This is a genomic window from Microbacterium sp. 1S1 (genome assembly GCF_008271365.1).
In the GTDB taxonomy this organism is placed as follows: domain Bacteria; phylum Actinomycetota; class Actinomycetes; order Actinomycetales; family Microbacteriaceae; genus Microbacterium.
Genome location: NZ_CP043430.1, coordinates 2,091,502 through 2,111,004 on the forward strand (window position 1 = coordinate 2,091,502; position 19,503 = coordinate 2,111,004).

At 69.7% G+C, this 19,503-nt stretch carries 17 protein-coding genes; 13 read left to right on the plus strand and 4 right to left on the minus strand.

Translation table 11 applies throughout. The features are described from left to right. Positions 1-55 precede the first annotated feature (55 nt). The 3 genes from FY549_RS10130 (at position 56) to FY549_RS10140 (ending at position 3,223) form a co-directional block, all read left to right on the plus strand. Positions 56-1,180, plus strand: coding sequence for a 5-(carboxyamino)imidazole ribonucleotide synthase (locus tag FY549_RS10130; RefSeq protein WP_149084899.1), 1,125 nt, complete (start codon positions 56-58; stop codon positions 1,178-1,180). Positions 1,181-1,304: 124 nt separating this feature from the next. Next, positions 1,305-1,772 (plus strand): 5-(carboxyamino)imidazole ribonucleotide mutase, encoded by a 468-nt coding sequence (gene purE, locus FY549_RS10135; RefSeq protein WP_149086080.1) that lies wholly within the window; start codon positions 1,305-1,307, stop codon positions 1,770-1,772. Next, on the plus strand, positions 1,769-3,223 hold the full coding sequence (locus FY549_RS10140) for an LCP family protein (protein ID WP_149084900.1): 1,455 nt from the start codon (positions 1,769-1,771) through the stop codon (positions 3,221-3,223). The genes purE and FY549_RS10140 overlap by 4 nt, the downstream gene beginning before the upstream one ends. Before the next feature lie 183 nt (positions 3,224-3,406). Here the strand turns inward: FY549_RS10140 and FY549_RS10145 are convergent, their stop codons facing one another. Then, entirely contained in the window at positions 3,407-3,970 is a 564-nt protein-coding gene (locus FY549_RS10145) for a hypothetical protein (protein WP_149084901.1), read from the minus strand. A gap of 142 nt (positions 3,971-4,112) precedes the next feature. Beyond that, positions 4,113-5,876 (minus strand): DUF4012 domain-containing protein, encoded by a 1,764-nt coding sequence (locus FY549_RS10150; protein ID WP_149084902.1) that lies wholly within the window; start codon positions 5,874-5,876, stop codon positions 4,113-4,115. A 122-nt stretch (positions 5,877-5,998) separates the two neighbouring features. On the opposite strand from FY549_RS10150, the gene FY549_RS10155 reads away from it, so the two are divergent. The 5 genes from FY549_RS10155 to FY549_RS10175 all read left to right on the plus strand — a co-directional run bounded on the left by FY549_RS10155 (position 5,999) and on the right by FY549_RS10175 (position 13,250). Further along, entirely contained in the window at positions 5,999-7,072 is a 1,074-nt protein-coding gene (locus tag FY549_RS10155) for a glycosyltransferase (protein ID WP_149084903.1), read from the plus strand. A 101-nt stretch (positions 7,073-7,173) separates the two neighbouring features. After that, positions 7,174-9,627, plus strand: a complete 2,454-nt coding sequence (locus FY549_RS10160) for an FG-GAP-like repeat-containing protein (protein ID WP_149084904.1) — start codon at positions 7,174-7,176, stop codon at positions 9,625-9,627. Between the two features lie 88 nt (positions 9,628-9,715). After that, complete coding sequence (locus tag FY549_RS10165; RefSeq protein ID WP_200838648.1) at positions 9,716-10,621, plus strand: ABC transporter permease; 906 nt, start codon at positions 9,716-9,718, stop codon at positions 10,619-10,621. Next, positions 10,618-11,355 carry an ABC transporter ATP-binding protein gene (locus tag FY549_RS10170; RefSeq protein ID WP_149084906.1) on the plus strand — a complete coding sequence of 246 codons (738 nt, stop codon included), beginning with the start codon at positions 10,618-10,620 and terminating at the stop codon, positions 11,353-11,355. The genes FY549_RS10165 and FY549_RS10170 overlap by 4 nt, the downstream gene beginning before the upstream one ends. Next, the gene (locus FY549_RS10175; protein ID WP_149084907.1) at positions 11,352-13,250 is read left to right on the plus strand and encodes a DUF6541 family protein; all 1,899 of its coding nucleotides are present in this window, start codon (positions 11,352-11,354) and stop codon (positions 13,248-13,250) included. Before FY549_RS10170 ends, FY549_RS10175 begins: the two co-directional genes overlap by 4 nt. Here the strand turns inward: FY549_RS10175 and FY549_RS10180 are convergent. Both FY549_RS10180 and FY549_RS10185 read right to left on the minus strand, forming a co-directional pair. Beyond that, entirely contained in the window at positions 13,234-13,587 is a 354-nt protein-coding gene (locus FY549_RS10180; protein WP_149084908.1) for a DUF2304 domain-containing protein, read from the minus strand. The two genes, FY549_RS10175 and FY549_RS10180, sit on opposite strands and share 17 nt — an antisense overlap. Before the next feature lie 2 nt (positions 13,588-13,589). Then, a complete protein-coding gene (locus tag FY549_RS10185) occupies positions 13,590-14,288 on the minus strand; it encodes a glycosyltransferase family 2 protein (RefSeq protein WP_149084909.1) in 699 nt (232 codons plus the stop codon). A gap of 57 nt (positions 14,289-14,345) precedes the next feature. Between FY549_RS10185 and FY549_RS10190 the strand changes: the two genes are divergently transcribed. From FY549_RS10190 to FY549_RS10210, 5 genes are read left to right on the plus strand one after another with little or no spacing between them, the layout of a single operon-like run. Beyond that, the gene (locus FY549_RS10190) at positions 14,346-15,524 is read left to right on the plus strand and encodes a glycosyltransferase family 4 protein (RefSeq protein ID WP_149084910.1); all 1,179 of its coding nucleotides are present in this window, start codon (positions 14,346-14,348) and stop codon (positions 15,522-15,524) included. Between the two features lie 44 nt (positions 15,525-15,568). Further along, positions 15,569-16,180: an acyltransferase gene (locus FY549_RS10195; protein ID WP_259614024.1), complete on the plus strand. Its 612-nt coding sequence runs from the start codon at positions 15,569-15,571 to the stop codon at positions 16,178-16,180. Next, the gene (locus tag FY549_RS10200) at positions 16,177-17,274 is read left to right on the plus strand and encodes a DegT/DnrJ/EryC1/StrS family aminotransferase (RefSeq protein ID WP_149084911.1); all 1,098 of its coding nucleotides are present in this window, start codon (positions 16,177-16,179) and stop codon (positions 17,272-17,274) included. The genes FY549_RS10195 and FY549_RS10200 overlap by 4 nt, the downstream gene beginning before the upstream one ends. Continuing rightward, positions 17,274-18,269 carry a Gfo/Idh/MocA family protein gene (locus FY549_RS10205; RefSeq protein WP_149084912.1) on the plus strand — a complete coding sequence of 332 codons (996 nt, stop codon included), beginning with the start codon at positions 17,274-17,276 and terminating at the stop codon, positions 18,267-18,269. The genes FY549_RS10200 and FY549_RS10205 overlap by 1 nt, the downstream gene beginning before the upstream one ends. Positions 18,270-18,281: 12 nt before the next feature. After that, positions 18,282-19,463 (plus strand): glycosyltransferase family 4 protein, encoded by a 1,182-nt coding sequence (locus tag FY549_RS10210; RefSeq protein WP_149084913.1) that lies wholly within the window; start codon positions 18,282-18,284, stop codon positions 19,461-19,463. Positions 19,464-19,503 lie beyond the last annotated feature (40 nt).

The window sequence follows — 19,503 nt, forward strand, 5'->3', positions numbered from 1 at the left end:
GTCGCCCGGACAGCCGCCGGTGCGGAAGAATGGGGATGACGAATGGAGGCGGCACATGGCGCTGCGCGTGGGCGTGATCGGCGGAGGACAGCTGGCACGGATGATGATCGCTCCGGCGGTCGAGCTCGGGCTCGACCTGCGGGTTCTCGCCGAGGAGGAGGGGATGGCCGCGGGCCTCGCCGCCACCGCGGTCGGTGACTACCGCGACATCGACACGGTGCGAGCGTTCGCGGACGGTGTCGATGTGATCACCTTCGATCACGAGCACGTTCCCCAGGACGTGCTCCGCGCTCTCGTCGCCGAGGGTGTCGCCGTCCACCCCGGGCCGGATGCTCTGCAGTTCGCCCAGGACAAGCTCGTGATGAGGGCCCGTCTCGCTGACCTCGGCGTGCCCCAGCCGGAATGGGCACCGGTCCGTACCGCAGCCGACCTGCAGGGCTTCCTCGACGCCCACGATGGTGCGGGCGTGGTGAAGACGCCGCGCGGCGGGTACGACGGCAAGGGCGTCCGCGTCGTGCGGGCGTCGTCGGAGGCGCAGGACTGGCTGGAGGCCCTCGGCGAGGACGATGCGCTGCTCGTCGAGGAGCTCGTGCCCTTCGTCCGTGAACTCGCGCAGCAGGTGGCGCGACGACCCGGGGGAGAGATGGTGTCCTACCCGGTCGTGGAGACCGTGCAGCGGGACGGCGTCTGCGCAGAGGTCATCGCCCCGGCGCCGGCGGCGACCGACCGTCTCATCGAGGTCGCCGAGGACATCGGTCGCCGCATCGCCGAAGGCCTCGGCGTCACGGGCATGCTCGCAGTCGAGCTCTTCGAGACCGTCGACGAGCGGATCCTCGTGAACGAACTCGCGATGCGCCCGCACAACAGCGGGCACTGGAGCCAGGACGGTGCGATCACCGGGCAGTTCGAGCAGCACCTCCGTGCCGTGGCGGACCTGCCGCTGGGCAGCACCGAGCCCCGCGCCGCGTGGTCCGTGATGGTGAACATCCTCGGCGGTCCCACCGAGGGCACCCTCGGGGAGCGGTTCGGTGCGGCGATGGCCGCTCACCCGAACGCGAAGATCCACACGTACGGCAAGGCGCCGCGTCCGGGCCGCAAGGTGGGCCACGTGAACGTCGCCGAGGATGACCTCGACGACGCGGTGTACGTGGCCAGGGCGGCCGCGGCGCACTTCGCCTGAGCCGAGGTGCGTCGGGAGACGGAAAAGACGTGTGCCGCTCGGGTGTTCTCCCAGCGCGAGACCGTAGCCTGAACGGGTGACCGAGCCACTGCACTCCTCCGCCTCCCCGCTTGTCGGCGTCGTCATGGGATCCGACTCCGACTGGCGCGTCATGAGCGACGCGTCCCAGGCGCTCACCGACTTCGGTATCCCGCACGAGGTCGAGGTGGTTTCGGCCCACCGCACGCCGGACAAGCTCATGTCCTACGCACGGGAGGCCCGGGCCCGCGGTCTGCGGGTCATCATCGCGGGCGCCGGCGGTGCCGCCCACCTTCCCGGTATGCTCGCGTCGATGACGGCGCTGCCCGTGGTCGGCGTGCCCGTGCCCCTGGCGTACCTCGACGGCATGGACTCGCTGCTGTCCATCGTGCAGATGCCAGCGGGAATCCCGGTCGCCACCGTGTCGATCGGAGGCGCGCGAAACGCGGGGCTGCTCGCCGCGCGGATCCTCGGCGCCGCGGACGACGAGCTCGCCGATCGCGTGGAGGCCTACGCCGCCGAGCTCGAGGCGCAGGTCGCCGCCAAGAACGATCGGCTGAAGGACTCGCTGTGACCCTTGCGCCCCCGCGCGCGACGCGACGCCCGCTCATCGAGACGCGGCCGCTCCGTCATCCGGACTCCGGCGATCCCGGGCTGATGGCGAAGCGCGGGTGGTGGCTCGTCGGGCTCAACCTCCTGCTCCCCGGGTCCGCGCAGGTCCTCGCGGGCAACCGTCGCCTCGGTCGGTTCGGACTCGGAGTGACGCTGGCGACGTGGTTCCTGGCGATCGTCACCGTCGGCCTGGCGCTGTTCGCGCGTCCGTTCTTCCTCTGGATCACGATCGGCGGCGGCTTCGTGTCAGCCGCCGTGCTGACGCTCGTGCAGGTCCTGCTCGTCGGCGTGGTGGTGCTGTGGATCGCCCTCACCTTCGACACGCTCCGCCTCGTGCGGCTGGTCAAGGTCCCCGCTCCGTCGCGCTTCCTCCTTCCGGTGGTCGCTCTCGTGCTGCTCGGACTCGTCGGGGGCATCACGGGGTACGCGGCTACGGCGGTGGGATCGGTCAGGGGCAGCGTCGGCGCCATCTTCGGTCAGAGCGGTCCGAGCCTTCCACCCAGTGACGGCTACTACAACATCCTGCTGCTCGGCGCGGACAGCGGCGACGGGCGTGACTCGATGCGGTTCGACAGCATCTCGGTCGTGTCCGTCAACGCAGACACCGGCGCCGTCACCATCACGGGTATTCCCCGGGAGCTGCCGCATGCGCCCTTCAGCGACGGCAGCCCCATGCAGGAGCTCTATCCCGACGGCTTCGAGGGCCACGGATCGTCGACCTGCGGCTGGAACGGCTGGATGAACCACGTCCGCAACGCCGCTGAGGTGTGTCGAGAGGACAAGGGCACGGCCCTGTATCCGGACGCAGAGGCCGCGGGCTCGGCACCGGGCATCGAAGCCACGAAGGACGCCGCGGAGGGCGTGCTGGGCATCGAGATCCCGTACTACGTGTTCGTGGACATGCATGGCTTCGCCGACCTCGTGGATGCTCTCGGTGGAGTCGACATCACCGTGACGGAGCGCCTGCCGAAGGGCGGCCCGCCCGAGGGGTGGTCCGGGACCGACGTGAACGAGTGGGCCATCGGCTGGATCGAACCGGGGCAGCAGCACATGGACGGCGACACGGCGCAGTGGTACGCCCGCTCCCGGTACACCACCAGTGACTGGGACCGCATGAAGCGTCAGCGAGAGTTGCAGGAGGCGATCCTCGCCCAGTTCACGCCGCAGACCGTGCTCACCCGGTTCAACGAGGTGGCGGCCGCCGGCACCGCGCTCATCAGCACCGACCTCCCACAGGGCAAGCTCCCGGAGTTCTTCGACCTCATGCTCAAGGCCAAGGAGCAGCCGGTTCAGACCGTGGAACTCACCCCGGAGAACGGGGTCGACGAGTTCGACCCGAACTACGACTTCATCCACGAACTCATGCAGCAGAAGCTTCACCCGCCGACGGAGACCCCGACGCCTACTCCGTGACCTGGTTCGGGTACGACGCAGCCCACGGGCGACGCTCCAGGGAACGTCGCCCGTGGGCCGTCCGGTGCGTGACCGGATTCACCAGACGACGGTGATCGGAGGGGGAGGGATCACCGTCGTCCAGCCGGCCACCGCACGAGGCGGCAGCCTGGCTCAGGCGCGCCGCGTCGCGGCGCGCGGGGGTCAGGCGCGCTTGCGGCGCGCGGCTCCGACGGCGACGAGGCTGCCACCGGCGACCAGGGCGACGGCTCCGCCTCCGGGGACCCAGGGCGAGACCGAGCCACCGGTGAGGGCGAGCTCCGTGCCGCCCGTGAGGGGCAGCTCGGTACCCGCGGGAGCGACGGCCGGATCGTGGTCGCAACTCGATGCGGCGCCGTTCCCCTGCGAGACCGTCACCGTGGCGGTGTACGACCGCGACCCGTCGAAGGCGAGGGCGTAGGAGCCGGCCCCGTCGGAGGGCGGACGGAACGAGACCGTCAGGCTGCCGTCGGATGCGGCGGTGTTGCCCGAGATGGCGGCGTCACCGGCGTTCTGACCGGACACCGAGACTCCGACGGTCTCCGACGGCTCGAAATACCCGGCGCCGAAGGCGACGGTCGAGACCTCACAGGTGTCGATGATCGCGTCGCCCACCTTCGCGCCCGGAGGCGACGGGTAGGAGTCGCCCGGCGCCGCAGAGGCGACGGTCGGCGCGGCCAGAATGAGCGCGCCAGCGGTAAGGCTGATGGCAGCCAGCTTCTTCAGCATGATTTCTCCCCAGAATTTCACGCGGAATCGCCCCGGACACACCCCTGCGTCCGATTGCGCGAAGCCCTCTGCCCCCACGGCAGGTTCACGGACTCCGGTTATTCCCCAGTGAGATGAACAGTACCCCATCCGGCGGCGAATGTCACGAACTGCATCGAAGGGTGTCCCGCGTCAATTCCGGACCGACGATCAGCGGCGTGTGCTGCACCTCGGTGAGCCGGAACCCTGCGCCGTCGCCCTGGAACTCCACGGTGATGGTCGTGGACTCCCCGGGGGCGAGCACCACCTCGTGCTGCACGACGGAACGGTCACCGATGGTCGCCGTCTGGACGCCCTCCTCGGCGCCGTCGCGGTCGATGTGCGAAGTCGTCGCCCCCTCCGGGCCGTACACGGCGATCAGGGTGCGGACGCTTCCGGCCGGCACCCCGTAGATGCCGTCGGCGGTCACGTAGGGCGGCAGCGACGTCGCGGCGTCGGCGGGGGCGGTGTTCGTCCAGGTGACGCGCACCTGCGTCGTGGGCCCGCCCTGGCACGTTCCCACCGCGGTCGCGATGGCTGCTCGGGTGTAGTAGTCCATCTTCCCGCCGGTGCCGTCGTTGAACAGCACGCCCACGACGGGCGCATCGGCCTCGTCGTTTGGGATCGCCCCGCCCAGAGTGCTGCGCGCCAGGAGCGACTCCTCATCCTCGTGTGCGCTCCAGATCCGGATGCGGCCCTCGCCTGCCGCATCGGAGACGGCGCGGAGGAGGGCCCGTGGCTCCGCCTGGGAGAGCGCGGCACCGAACAGCCCGCCGGCGGCCTGAGCGAAGATCTCGTCCTGTGCTGCGGGGTCGGGCACCGACGCGTAGATCTCGGACAGCAGGATGTCCGTGACGGTGTCGGCCGTCGCGGTGAAGGGCCCGAAGGACAGGTCCCCGGTGGCGCGCATGAGATGCGCGGCCACCACCGCATCCACAGCGATGACGCCGTCCACCCGACCGCCGAAGCGTCCTTCCCAGCGGGTCGCGATGGTCTTCCCGGCCTCCCGGAAGTCCGGGATGCTCGTGATGTTCTGGAGGTATCGTCCGGGGCGGTCCTCGAAGAGGGCAACGGTGCTGTCGCTGAGCGGGAGGGGCGCATCCAACGGCGGGAAGTCGCGCGTCGACGCCTGCCGCTGGAGGGTGATCCTGCCGTTCTCCGCATGCAGGAGCGCGATCGATCCGATGATGCCGCCGGACGAGCGCAACTCGGCGTTGTTCTGCATCGCGAGAACATAGGAGCGCGGGCCTTCGCCGCCGAGCATGCTCGGGAGGAGGACCGACGCCCCGTGCAGCGCGCCCACGGCGGTCGCCGCCTGGGTGACGGAGCCGCGCAGCTCCCGGACGGCGTCGGCGAGAGGAGGGAGGGTGGCGTCGGCGTCGATGCGTCGCGCCCGGTCCTCGGCGGATGCCAGCGCCGCGCTCGCCGTTCCGAGCGGCTGCTCGACGGCAGCGAAAGGGGCGAGGTCGATCGCCCCGCCGGAGAAGCCGAGACTCGCGAGATCCACCTCGTCTGCGACGGCCAGCAGCGGATCGAGCGCGTCTGCGGAGATATCGTCGGCGATCACCGCCACCTCGCTCACCGCGCGGAAGTTCGGGCCGATCCAGGGCAGGACGGCGAAGGCCTGCCACACCGGATCTCCGGTCAGCGACCGGGCCGACTCCGCGTTGCGGGAGATGCGGTCGGCGATCGGGGCTGCCCCGTCCAGGTCGCCGTCGGCGATGGACTGCTTGAGCTGGCTGGTCGCCTTCGCGATCTGCTGGAGATTGTCCACCGCTCCGATCCCGCGGACGGTCACCCACCCGAGAGCGAGGACGAGCAGCGTGACGAGGAGGCCGATGGTCCACCCGATCCATCGGCGGCGGACGGGGAGTCGACCATCGCTCACCCTGGCATTCAAGCATGGAGCAGCCTTCCACCGTGGGCCCGATGCTGTGGGAACGCTGTATTCCGGTGCCGAGCGGCGGTGCGCTGCCGAGGTGGTCGGACTTCCGCGGTTAACCTGAACGCATGGGTGCTCGGCTGCGTGTGGTTCTGGATCAGCTCGTGCATGTCGTCGACCCCGACCAGGCGTCGGCGGCGCAGGATCTCGCCGTCGGCCTCATCCAGACCGCCCCGCCGAACTGCACCGTGGATGCAATCGTTCCCGCGGGCGCACAGGTTCCGGTCCGCGGCATCGACGAGGTGCGCACGCTCGCTGTCGGGCGCCGTGAGCTCGCCGCATCGTGGCAGCTCGGGATCGCGCCAGGGGTGGGCGGCGGCCTCATCCATGCGCCAACCCTGCTCGCCCCGCTCGTCCGGCACGACCGCCTGCACGACAACGACCAGACGACGGTCACGCTCTGGGATCTGCGGGCGTGGGAGGCGCCGTCGCAGCTGCCCCGCGGCACGGTCGCCTGGCAGCGCGGGATGCTCCGCCGGGCGGTGAAGCACGCGGACGCCGTGGTGGTCCCGTCGCATTCGATGGCGCAGCGTCTGTCCGGGCTGGCGAAGCTGGGGGACCGCATCCGTGTCATCGCCGGCGCGCCGCCCCAGGACTTCCGCGTCCCCGCCGACGCCGCCGCGCGTCGCGACCGTCTCGGACTGCCCGCGGACTACGTCGTCCTGTGCGGCCCCGAGGACAGCCTGCAGACCGGCTTCCGTGCGGCGGTCGCGGCCGGCCTCGACGCCGTCGTGATCGGGGCGGGGGAGGGGACCGAGCCCCGCCTCGCCGAACTCGCGGCCGCGGCCGGGTTGCCCGAGCGTCGCGCGCACGTCCGCGGCACGCTGGATGTACCGGATCGCGCTGCCGCCGTCTCGGGCGCCAGGGTCTTCGTCTCGACGGACGCGGTGTCCGGATGGCCCTGGCGGGCGGTGGAGGCCATGTCCCTCGGCGTGCCCGTCGTCGCCGTGGAGTCCGGGTGTCACCATGACGTCATCGCCGACGGGGGTGCCGTCGTCCCCATCGATGACCTTCCGGCCGCGGTGGAGGATGCCGCGACGGGCGGGGCGAACCGCCTGCGGGTGCTCGCCGAGGACCGCTCGCGGGCGTTCTCCTGGGCGAGTGCGGCGGAGCGCGTGTGGAGTCTGCACGCGGACCTCTGATCACCTGAACGCCAGCTTCGCATCGGTGCGACACGCCGAGAGCTGATCGCGTTTTACCGGCCACAGTGGCATCATCCCGCAACTTCCGTCACACTGGTCACATGTCTCGACGTGCCCCACGCTCTCGAAACACCACGAAGGTCACCCGCCTTCTCACCTGTTTCCTCGCTGCCTCCGCCCTGGTCATCGGCGCGGTGGTCCCCGCCTCCGCCGCCTCCGCCGCGACCTCCGTCGCACCGGCGGTTGCGCGCGTCGCCGATCCAGCGCAGACCGGGCTGGCGAAGACCACGCTCGCGGGCTTCACTCCGGGCAATATCATCAGCGACGCCGTGTTCACCAACAAGAGCACGATGACGGAGGCGCAGATCCAGACCTTCTTCAACGGCAAGGTCTCTCGCTGCCTCGGTGGACGCGACGAGAACAACGAGCCGATCGTCTGCCTCAAGGACTTCCGCATGAACACGGTCACCCGGCCGGGCGACCAGTACTGCAGCGGGTACACCGGCGCCGCGAACGAGTCGGCGGCGCGGATCATCTACCGCGTCGCACAGGCCTGCAACATCAACCCGCAGGTGCTCATCGTCATGCTCCAGAAGGAGCAGAGCCTGGTGACGCACACCTGGCCGAGCGCCTGGCGGTACCGCATCGCCCTCGGGCAGGGCTGCCCGGACACCGCGCCCTGCGACCCGAAATACGTTGGGTTCTTCCACCAGATCTACGGCGCGGCGCGTCAGATGCAGATCTACATGGAAGGCAAGTGGTTCCAGTGGTACGCGCCGGGGCGGACCTGGAACATCCTCTACAACCCCAACAACTCCTGCGGATCCGCGCCGGTGTACGTCGCGAACAAGGCGACGTCCGCGCTGTACTACTACACGCCGTATCAGCCCAACGCCGCCGCCCTCCGGGCGGGGTACGGCGCGGGCGACAGCTGCTCCGCGTACGGCAACCGGAACTTCTACAACTACTTCACCGACTGGTTCGGTTCCACGCAGGGGAAGCCGGTCGCGGCACCGCCCGTGATCTCGTCCGCGAACACCTCGAGCTTCGTCGTGGGCGTCGACCAGGCGGGCAGCGTGTGGGGGTACCCGTTCTCCAAGAAGGCGTGGGGCAACCGCGTGCAGATGGCCACGGGCCTGACCGGGGTCAAGGCCTTCTTCGGCGTGGGCGACCTCACGGGCGACGGCAACCGCGACTTCCTCTCCGTCGACGCATCCGGACAGCCGTCGGTTCTCTACGGGGACGGCAGCCTCAAGCTGAGCGCCCCGACGCGATTGGGCGGCAATTGGTCGGGCACCGTGCTCGTCGTACCGGCCGGTGACTTCAACGGCGACGGGATCCCCGACGTCTTCACGACCGATGCCTCCGGAGGGCTGTACCTGCGTGCCGGCGACGGTCGGGGCGGGTTCGGAGCCGCCACGCTCGTCGGCAGCGGCTGGAGCACCATGACCATGCTCGTGGGCGCCGTGGACATGAACGGAGACGGACGCAGCGACCTGATCGCCCGCGACACGGCCGGCAGACTCTTCCTGTATCCCGGCAACGGCCGCGGCGGGTGGGGCACCAAGGCGCAGATCGGCAGCGGCTGGTCGGGGATGACCTCCGTCTTCAGCCCGGGCGACTTCACCGGGAACGGGACGCCCGACCTCCTCGCCCACAAGTCCGACGGCGTGCTGATGGCCTACGAAGGACGCTCGACCGCCTTCGTGGCCAGTGTCGGCACCGTGGGTTCCGGCTGGCAGAACCTCACGACGAAGGCCTCCGCCGGGCCGGCCGTGACGAAGCCGCGGGCGCTTCCCGCCGGCTTCGGCAACGTCGACGGTCTCGGCGGGAACGACGTCGTGGCATTGACGAAGACCGGCGAGCTCCGTCTCTACGGAGGTTCCGGGACGGGGAGCTGGCGGTCTTCGAGCACGCTCGCGACGGGCTGGGGCGCACAGGACCGGATCTTCTCCCTCGGGGACTTCACCGGAGACGGCAGGGCGGACCTCGCCCGGGTCGACAGCGCCGGGGTGCTCACGCTCCTGCCCGGCACCGGCAGCGGCTTCGGTCAGGCGACGCGCATCGGCCACGGCTGGGCGTCGTTCGTCCAGATCGTGGGCGGCGTGGACTTCGACGGTGACCGGAAGCCCGACGTGATCGGCGTCCACGAGGACGGACGCATGATCCTGTACCGCGGGAACGGCAGCGGAGGGTTCCAAGGCGACGGCGTGCAGATCGGCAAGGGCTGGGGAGTGGTGGACCACGTCGTCAACGTCGGCGACTTCACGGGGGACGGTCGCAGCGACCTCCTCGCGCGGACCTCCGACGGCGCTCTCCGCCTCTACCCGACGACAGCCGACGGCGGTTTCGGGACCATGGTGCAGATCGGCAAGGGCTGGGGCGGGATGACCCAGATCGTCGGGCCGGGGGACTTCAACGGCGACGGATGGCCGGACGTCCTCGCGATCCGTCAGGACGGTGCCATGTTCCTCTACCCGGGCAACGGCAAGGGCGGCTGGGGGACCAGCGTGCAGATCGGTTCGGGATGGCAGAACATCACCAGTCTCGGTTGACCGCGGCCCTGCCTGAGAGGTCGTTCGCAGGCGCCATGGGATACTGAGACGGCGACGGATGCCGTCGCGTCGTCGATTGAGTGGGCCTGTGACTGATACCCGAGATCTTTTCGCTGCCGTCCCGCGTTCCGCGTTCGACACCCCGGGAGAGAGCCGCGGGCTGATCGATGTGGTGCGCTGGCGCTATCTGCTGCACCTCCTTGTCCGCACCGGCGTCACGACCCGTTATCGCAACTCCGTCCTGGGCTGGACCTGGTCCTACGTCCGCCCCGCCGCGCAGTTCCTCGTCTTCTGGGTCGTCCTCGGGCTGTTCATGAACCTGGACAGGGGGATCCCGAACTACGCGATCTATCTGTTCTCGGGGATCGTCGTCATCAATCTCTTCTCCGAGGCCTTCAAGAACGCCACGACCTCGATCGTCGGCAATGCACCGCTGGTCCGGAAGGTCTTCCTGCCGCGTCAGCTCTTCGCCGTCTCGGCCGTGATCGTGGCCTTCGTACACTTCCTGCCGCAGGTGGCTCTGCTGCTGCTCGTCTGCCTCCTGCTGGGCTGGGTCACGCACATCTCGATCCTCTCGGTGCTCGCCATCCTCGCCGGGATGATCATCGTCATGACCTTCGCCCTGGGGCTCGGACTCTTCTTCGGAGCGATCAACGTCCGCTTCCGCGATGCGGAGAACATCGTCGAGCTCCTGCTCCTCCTGGCGACCTGGGCCTCACCGGTGCTGTACGCGTGGACCCAGGTGCAGGATGCGGTCGTCGACAAGCTCGGATGGCCGCAATGGGTGGTCGAGGTGTACATGCTGAACCCGATCACCCAGGGTGTGGAACTCTTCCACTACGCGTTCTGGCGCCCGGTGACCGACACCGCGTTCGCGCTCCCGGAGGGGCTCGCTTGGAACACCCTCTGGACCATGCTGATCTCCATCGGCACGCTGCTCTTGGGGCAGCTCGTCTTCCGCCGTCTCGAAGGAAGGTTCGCACAGGACCTATGAGTGCTCCCGCCACGCTCCGCCCGAGCATCGTCATCGACGGCGTCAAGAAGCGGTTCACGCTCAACCACGCCTTCTCCTTGAAGGACACCGTCGTGTCCTGGATCAAACGCCGCAGGCTCACCAGCGAGTTCGAGGCGTTGAAGGGTGTCGACATCGTCATCGGAGAAGGTGAGTCCGTCGCGGTGCTCGGCCTCAACGGCTCCGGCAAGTCGACGTTGCTCAAGCTCGTCTCCGGTGTGATGGAGCCCGACGAGGGGCAGGTCCTCACCCGCGGCCGTGTCGCCGGTCTCATCGAGGTGGGCGCCGGGTTCCATCCCGAGCTGTCCGGGCGCGAGAACGTGTTCCTCAATGCGGCCATCCTGGGCATGAAGAAGCACGAGATCGAGGCCCGTTACGACGAGATCGTGGCGTTCAGCGAGATCGAGCAGTTCATCGACCAGGAGGTCAAGCACTACTCGTCCGGCATGTTCATGCGCCTCGCGTTCTCCGTGGCCATCCATGTCGAGCTCGACGTGCTGCTCGTGGACGAGATCCTGTCCGTGGGCGACGCGCCGTTCCGGGAGAAGTGCCGGCTGAAGTTCGAGGAGCTCATCGCCGAGGGCAAGACGCTCGTCGTCGTCAGCCACGACATGGAGATGGTCCGCGAGCTCTGCACCCGCGGGATCGTGATCGACAAGGGGCGCGTGATCTACGACGGCGAGGTCGAGGGCGCCATCGCGCTGGTGGACAAGTGAGCGCGTGGCTCGCGCAGGTGCCGGCGCTGCTGGTCGCGCTCGCCGTGCTCGTGGTCCCTGGTCTCCCCGTCGGCCTCTGCCTCCGGGGAGTGAGCGCTGTCGTCCGGATCGGCGTCTCCGTCGCCGTCTCGCTCGCCGTGGTGGCCGCCGCCTCCGTGCTTGCCCCTGTCCTCCGGCTTGACTGGGGGCCGCTTCCCGTCGCCATCGTCGCCGCCGTCGTGGCGGTGGTCGCCCTCGGTCTGCGCGTTTCCGACAGGTCCGTCGTCGTGGAGGATCGGAAGCACACGGAGCGGACTCCCTGGGTCTGGATCTCGCTCGCCGCCGCGTTCCTCGGCTGGGTGCTCATCCTCGTCCTGGGGATGCGGAATCCGAGCAATCCGTCCCAGCTGTACGACGGCCTGTTCCACCTGAACGCCGTCGAGTTCATCGCGTCGACGGGTGACGCCTCGCCCTTCCACATGACGATGGCCACGCCCAGCCAGGAGACCTCGTTCTACCCGACGCTGTGGCACGCTCTCGTCAGCCTGGTGGTCCCCGTCTCCGGAGGGGTCGTGACGGCGACCAACGTCACCACCGTGGCCGTCGTCGCCCTCATCTGGCCGGTGGCGCTGGCCACCCTCACGTCCGTGGTCTTCCCGCAGCGCCCGCAGGCGGCGCGCTGGGCGCCCGTGCTCGCTTTCGGCTTCAGCGTCTTCCCGCTCGGTTTCCTGAACTGGGGCGTCCTCTACCCCAACCTCCTGGGCACCCTGCTGGTGCCCATCCTCATCGCCGCCGTGCTGCTGACGTGCGTGGCCGACCTCGGCTGGCGTCGTCGCACCCTGCGCATCCTGGTCGCCCTCGCGGCGACCGCGGCCACGGCCCTCGGCCACCCATCGGCGCTGCTCGGCGCCATCGCTCTTCTCGTCCCGTTTCTGCTCTGGCGTGCCTGGCGCGTGGCCGCGCGAGGGGGGAGGCGCACACGCGTCATCGTCGGCGCGATCGTCGTGATCGGTGCCGTCGCGCTCGTGGCGGTGTGGATCGAAGCGAACGTGACGACGCACGAGTGGCTCCCGACGCAGACGGTCGCGCAGTCCCTCGGCGAGGTGGCCTTCCTCAGTCCCGTGGACCGCAGCACGGGCCTCCTCCTCGGGCCGCTCGCCGCGGTCGGGATCTGGCGCGTCGTGAAGGACCGCCGCTGGTGGATCGTCGGCGCTTACGGCGTGAGCATCGTCCTGTACGTCATCGCCGCCTGGCTTCCCGTGCTCGCCGTGCGCAGCTTCTTCGTCGGCGTCTGGTACGACGACACCACGCGGGTCGCCGCACTGCTCGCGATGTGGGGAATCCCGCTCGCTGCGCTCGGTGCGGCGTGGGTGGCGGATGCCCTCACGACCCTGTACCGGGCCGGTCGCCGGCGCCTGGTGGTCGGACTGGTGGTCCTCATCGCCGTCGCCGCGGCGAGTCATCTGCTCGCCGTCCGCAACGACCTCCGCTATCTGCGCGACGTCAGCTTCCGCTTCGACGAGGCCTCGCAGGGGCTGTCACCCGACGAAGCCGCACTCTTCGCACGCATCGACGACGAGGTCCCCGAAGATGCCGTGGTCATCGGGGACCCGCTCACCGGCGCCGGGCTTCTGTTCGCGTACACCGGCCACGACGTCGTCTTCCCTCACGTGACCGGGAACTACGGGTCGGACGCCGCGTTGCTCGCGCGTCAGCTCGCGCAGGGCACCCCTGCGGTGTGCGAGGCGGCGGAGCGCATCGGGGTGACCTACGCGGTCGACTTCGGTGACACGGTGCTCTTCCAGAACCACTACACGACGTACGACGGACTGCACGACCTGGCGGACTCCCCGATCCTGACGGAGGTCGATCGTGTGGGCGATGCGGTCCTCTACGAGGTCACGGGTTGCGACTAGCGTCCCGCTCGTTCTCCTGGGCTTCGAGCAGGGCGATCTTCCGCGCGAGCAGGGTGAGCTGACGCTGCAGCGCGATGTTGCGCCTGTACTGCGAGTACACGAACGCGAGGAACATCACGATCAAGCCGTAGAGCACGAGATCGGTGCCGCGACCGACCCCGACGAGGCTCGCGAGCCAGCTCAACCACTGCGGGAAGAGCACGGACAGCACGGCGACGACGACGAACAACCCCATGAGGAGGCGTCGGATCGCCAGGTGACTGTCGGCACCCGTGCGGCGCATCATGAAGACGGCGAGGACGATGATCGCCGCGATGAGCAGGAACTGGATCCACATGATCAGCGCACCACCAGGTCGACGAGGATGTTCACGGAGTTCAGCACGCTCTGGCCCTTCGCCTTCGAGTAGTCGGTGTAGAGGAGCTCCACGGGGTACTCCTTCCACGGCAGGCCCGTGCGGCCGAGCTCGAGGACGATCTCGGTGGCGTGGGCCATGCGGTCCTGCTTCAGCTCGATGGCCGCCGCGGCGTCGCGGCGGATCACGCGGAGTCCGTTATGGGCGTCCGTGAGCTTGAGGCTCGTCGTGAGGTTCGTGACCCACACCGCCGTCTTGAGGATGACCTTCTTCATCCATCCAGGGTTGGTGCGGTCGTCCAGGAACCGGGAACCGAACACGATGGCGACATCGTCGCGGCGGGCGAGCGCGAGCATGCCGAGGGCGTCCTCCACGCGGTGCTGACCGTCGGCGTCGAACGTGACGATGTAGTCGCACTCCGGGTGGGCGAGAGCGAAGGCGATGCCCGTCTGGAGCGCGGCCCCCTGCCCGAGGTTCACCGGATGCTGCACGAGATGTGCCCCGGCGGCGGCGGCCTCCGCGGCCGAGCCATCGCTGGACCCGTCGTCCACGCAGACGATGTGCGAGAAGTGCGGCTTCAGGCTCTCGATGACGCCGCCGATCACGCTGGCTTCGTTGTAGAGGGGGATGACGACCCAGGCGCGGGGATCGGCGGGGGAGGGCGCGGGGACGCTCGAGGACATGGTTCTATTGTGTCAGGTGTCGATTCGGGCGCCGGTCCACCGAGCAGCAGGGGCAGGATGTCGAGGAGACGACGCGCCGTCATCGCGACACGGCTGTACACGCCGGAAGTGACCGCGGCGAGTTTCCGGATGGAGGCGCTCGCCCAGGCACTGGCGGACGACTCCGATGTCACCGTCCTGAGCACGAAGCCCCCGCGCGACACCGTGATCGCCGACGCCCCGGGGGTGGTCGTGCGGCGCGCGCCGGTGCTGAGAGATCGCAGCGGCGCCATCCGCGGGTATGTCCCGTACCTGTCGTTCGACGTCCCCCTCTTCTTCCGGCTGCTGGTCCGGCGGAGCGACGTGATCGTCGCCGAGGCGCCGCCGACGACCGGGTTCGCGGCCGCGATCGCCGCGCTCCTCACCCGACGCCCGCTGGTGTACTACCCGGGCGACGTGTGGACCGATGCGGTCGCGTCTATGGACGCCCCCGGTCCCGTGGTCGCCGTGATGCGGTTCGTCGAGCGCTTCGTCCTGCGCCGCGCGGCACGGTCGCTGGCCGTCTCGAACGAGGTCGCCGACCGGCTCGCCGCGATCGGCGGGCGACCCGAGCGTGTCGTGACGGTCGGCAACGGGATCGACACCGCGGTCTTCCGCCCTGACGTCGTGCCGCACGAGGCGGAGCGGCCCTACTTCGTCTACACCGGCACGATGTCGGAGTGGCAGCAGCCGGACGTGTTCATCCGCGCGCTCGCTCTGCTCCCGGATCAGGAGGTCGAGCTCCGCTTCTTCGGACAGGGAGCGGTGGAGGCAGAGCTGAAGGACCTCGCCGCTCAGCTCGCTCCGGGGCGCGTGCACTTCGGAGGGCTCGTCGGGCCCGCGACCTCGGCGTCCTGGATCCGCGGGGCGGTCGGCGCGCTGGTGAGTATCGTCCCCGGCATCGGCTACGACTTCGCGCGGCCGACCAAGACGTATGCCGCCGCAGCGGTGGGGACCCCGGTGCTCTTCACCGGCGCGGAGACGGGCGGAGACGTCGTGCGTGCGGGTGGACTCGGCGAAGCCGTCGGATTCGACCCGGAGGAAGTGGCCGCGGCCATGCGGCGGCTGCTCGACGCGCGGGCGACAGGGGAGACCGAACACGCCAGGGCGGGCCGCGCCGCGTGGGCGGTCGACAACGCCTCGCTCACCACCGTCGGTGCCCGTGCCGCTGACGTCGTTCGCGGCGCGTGTCGAGGTACGCGGAGCAACGCCAAGTAGAATCTCGTCAGTGCTGCCTCATCGCGCAGCGTGCAAGGAGCCCCGTGACTGAAACCTCCCGCGTGCGGATCGTCGATTCCGCCGATGTGTCCGCCGACGCCGTCATCGGCGACGGATCCTCCATCTGGCACCTCGCCCAGGTCCGCGAGCAGGCCCGCCTCGGCGAGAACTGCATCGTCGGCCGCGGCGCGTACATCGGTACCGGCGTGGAGATGGGCGACAACTGCAAGGTGCAGAACTACGCCCTCGTCTACGAGCCCGCCAAGCTCGGCGACGGCGTCTTCATCGGTCCCGCCGTCGTGCTCACCAACGACACCTACCCGCGCGCCATCAATGCGGACGGCAGCCTGAAGAGCGCGCACGACTGGGAGCCGGTCGGGGTCACCATCGAGCGCGGCGCGTCGATCGGTGCCCGCGCGACCTGCGTTGCGCCGGTGACGATCGGCGCCTGGGCGACGGTCGCTGCCGGAGCCGTGGTCGTCAAGGACGTCCCGGCGCACGCCCTCGTCGCCGGCGTCCCCGCGCGACGCATCGGCTGGGTCGGTGAGGCGGGTGTTCCGCTCACCCGCGCCGACGACGATCACACCTGGGTGTGCCCCGCCACCGGGACACGCTTCATCGAGACCGACGGAACACTGACCAAGGAGACCGTGTGAGCGAGTTCATTCCCCCCGCCAAGCCCCTCATCGGCGACGAAGAGCGGGAGGCCGTCGACCGCGTCCTCCGCAGCGGCATGGTGGCACAGGGCCCCGAGGTCGCCGCCTTCGAGCAGGAGTTCTCGGCGCACTTCGTGCCCGGTCGGCCCTCCGTGGCAGTCAACTCGGGCACCGCCGGCCTGCACCTCGGACTGCTCGCCGCCGGCGTCGGCCCCGGGGACGAGGTCATCGTGCCGTCCTTCACCTTCGCCGCGACCGGCAACTCCGTCGCGCTCACCGGCGGCACCCCGGTCTTCGTCGACATCGAACCGGACACCTTCTCCCTGGACCCGGAGGCGGTCGCCGCGGCGATCACTCCGAAGACCAAGGGCATCCTCCCCGTGCACCTCTACGGCCACCCCGCTCGGATGCGGGAGCTCGAGACGCTCGCGGCAGAGCGCGGTGTCGCCCTGTACGAGGACGCTGCACAGGCGCACGGCGCGTCGCTCGACGGCCGCCCCGTCGGCTCCTTCGGCGAGTTCGCGATGTTCAGCCTCTATCCGACGAAGAACATGACCAGTGGTGAGGGCGGCATGGTGACGACGGCGACCGAGGAGATCGCCCGTCAGGTCAAGCTGCTGCGCAACCAGGGCATGGAGCGGCAGTACGAGAACGAGATTGTGGGCTTCAACGCCCGCATGACCGACATCCATGCCGCGATCGGACGAGTGCAGCTGACCAAGGTCGACGCCTGGACGAAGACCCGCCAGGAGAACGCCGCCTTCCTCGACGCGAACCTGCAGGGCGTCGTCGTCCCGCCGGTCGCCGACGGCGCCGTGCACGTGTACCACCAGTACACGATCCGCGTCCCCGAGGACCGGGACGGCTTCGTCGCCGCGCTGAAGAACGAGTACAACGTCGGCGCCGGCGTGTACTACCCGATCCCGAACCACCGCCTCCCGTCGCTGACGCACTTCGCTCCGGGCCTCGACCTGCCGGAGACCGAGCGTGCGGCGCGCGAGGTCGCTTCGCTGCCGGTGCATCCATCACTCAGTCAGGACGACCTCGAGCGCATCGTCGCCGCGGTGAACGCCGTCGCGAAGGCGGGTGCCTGATGGCAGACCTGCGCGCCGGCCTCCTCGGCGTCGGGATGATGGGCCGCCACCACGCCCGCGTACTGCGCGAACTGGACGGTGTGGAGCTCGTCGCGATCGCCGACCCCGGTGGCGACCCGCACGGCGTCGCCGGCGACCTGGAGATCCTTCCCGACATCGATGCGCTCATCGGCGTCGGCATCGATGTCGCCGTCGTGGCCGTTCCGACGCAGTTCCACGAGGATGCGGCGCTCAAGCTCGCCGCCGCCGGCGTGCACACGCTGGTCGAGAAGCCGATCGCCCACAGCGTCGAGGCCGGCCAGCGCATGGTCGACGCCTTCGCTGCGGCCGGACTCGTCGGGGCGGTCGGGCATATCGAGCGCTTCAACCCCGCCGTGCAGGAGCTGCGTCGCCGGATCGAAGCCGGCGAACTCGGCGCCGTGTACCAGGTGGTCACCCGCCGCCAGGGTCCGTTCCCGTCGCGGATCGCCGATGTCGGCGTGGCGAAGGACCTCGCCTCGCACGACGTCGACCTCACGGCCTGGGTCGTGCAGAGCGATTACGAGCGCGTGTTCGCCCAGACCGCGTTCAAGAGCGGTCGCGAGCACGAGGACATGATCACGATCACCGGCCGGACGGCCAACGGCGTGATCGTGAATAACATCGTCAACTGGCTGAGCCCGATGAAGGAGCGCGTCACGGTCGTCACGGGGGAGAAGGGCGCCTTCGTCGCCGACACCTCGACCGGTGACCTCACTTTCTACGCCAACGGCACGATTCCCCTCGAATGGGAGTCCGTGTCCTCCTTCCGCGGGGTCTCCGAAGGAGACGTCACGCGCTACGCGTTCGCCAAGCGCGAGCCGCTGCGCGTCGAGCATGAGGCCTTCCGCGATGCCGTGCTCGGGCAGCAGACCGACGTCGTCACGATGGAGCAGGGATTGCGGACCCTCGCCGTGGTCGAGGCGGCCTTGGAGTCGTCGCGGACCGGTCACGCGCTTCCCCTCCTGGACGCCTGACGCGAGGAGGGGATGAGCGCGCTGGCGGGGCTCAAGAGAGCCGTGACGGGAGCGATCCCCGATCCTGTCGCCGAACGCGTTCTGCCCTGGAGACGCGCCGCGTTCCGATCCGCGGGTGTGACCACCGTCGCGCCGGCGGAGAGGCGGCTGTTCATCGCGCCGGTGAACTCCGCGGGGCAGGGCTACGCCTGGGCACGTGCGGCTGAGCGGCTGCCCGGCGTGAGCGCGGCGAATTTCATGTATCGCGGTGCGGACGACGTCTTCGCATACCCCGCCGACCACTCGGTCCCGACGGCCTATTTCGTCGCGAACAGACGGTGGCAGGCGGCCCAGCGGCGTGCGGTCGCCCGGGGCTTCACCCATGCCGTGGTGGAGTCGGGCAGGCAGGTCCTGGGTGGGGGCTCGACACCGGAGGAGGACATCGCGTGGTTGCGCGACCGCGGACTCCGGGTCGCCCTGCTCTGGCACGGCAGTGACATCCGCCGACCGGATCAGCATGCGCGCAGGGAACCGGACTCCCCGTTCCGCGATGGCAGCTATCCGGAGCAGCCGCGGTTGCAGGCCATCACCGAAGCGAACCATCGGCTGATGCGGACGCTCGGGCTGCCCGTCTTCGTCTCGACGCCCGACTTGCTCACGGACGTGCCCGAGGCGACGTGGCTTCCCGTGGTCGTCGACGCGGACCCGTGGTCGGCTGCGGCTCCCTCCGTGCCGCTGCGCCGGGACCGCCCGGTCGTCGTGCACGCTCCGAGCCGGGCGGGGCTGAAGGGGACGGCGACGATCGCTCCCACGTTGCGCCGATTGCACGGCGAAGGAGTGATCGAGTACCGCGAGGTCACCGGAGTCTCCGCGGCCCGCATGCCGGAGGTCTACGGCGAGGCGGACATCGTCCTCGACCAGTTCTCGCTGGGCATCTACGGCGTCGCGGCCTGCGAGGCTCTCGCGAGCGGACGCGTCGTGGTCAGTCACGTGTCCGACGAGGTGCGCGAGCGCGTGCGCACCCGCACCGGCAGGGAGCTGCCGGTCCTCGAGTCGCGAGCGGCAGATCTGGACCGCGTGCTGCGCGGCATCCTCGCCGACCGGGACCGGGCCGCCACGTTCGCCGCCGCGGGACCCGGGTTCGTGCGAGCCGTGCATTCCGGGCAGCGCGCTGCCGACGCGTTGAGCGGCTTCCTCGGCGAACGTGAAGGCTGACCAGGGGCCCGCATGGAAGACTGGACCGATGCCCGCTGAT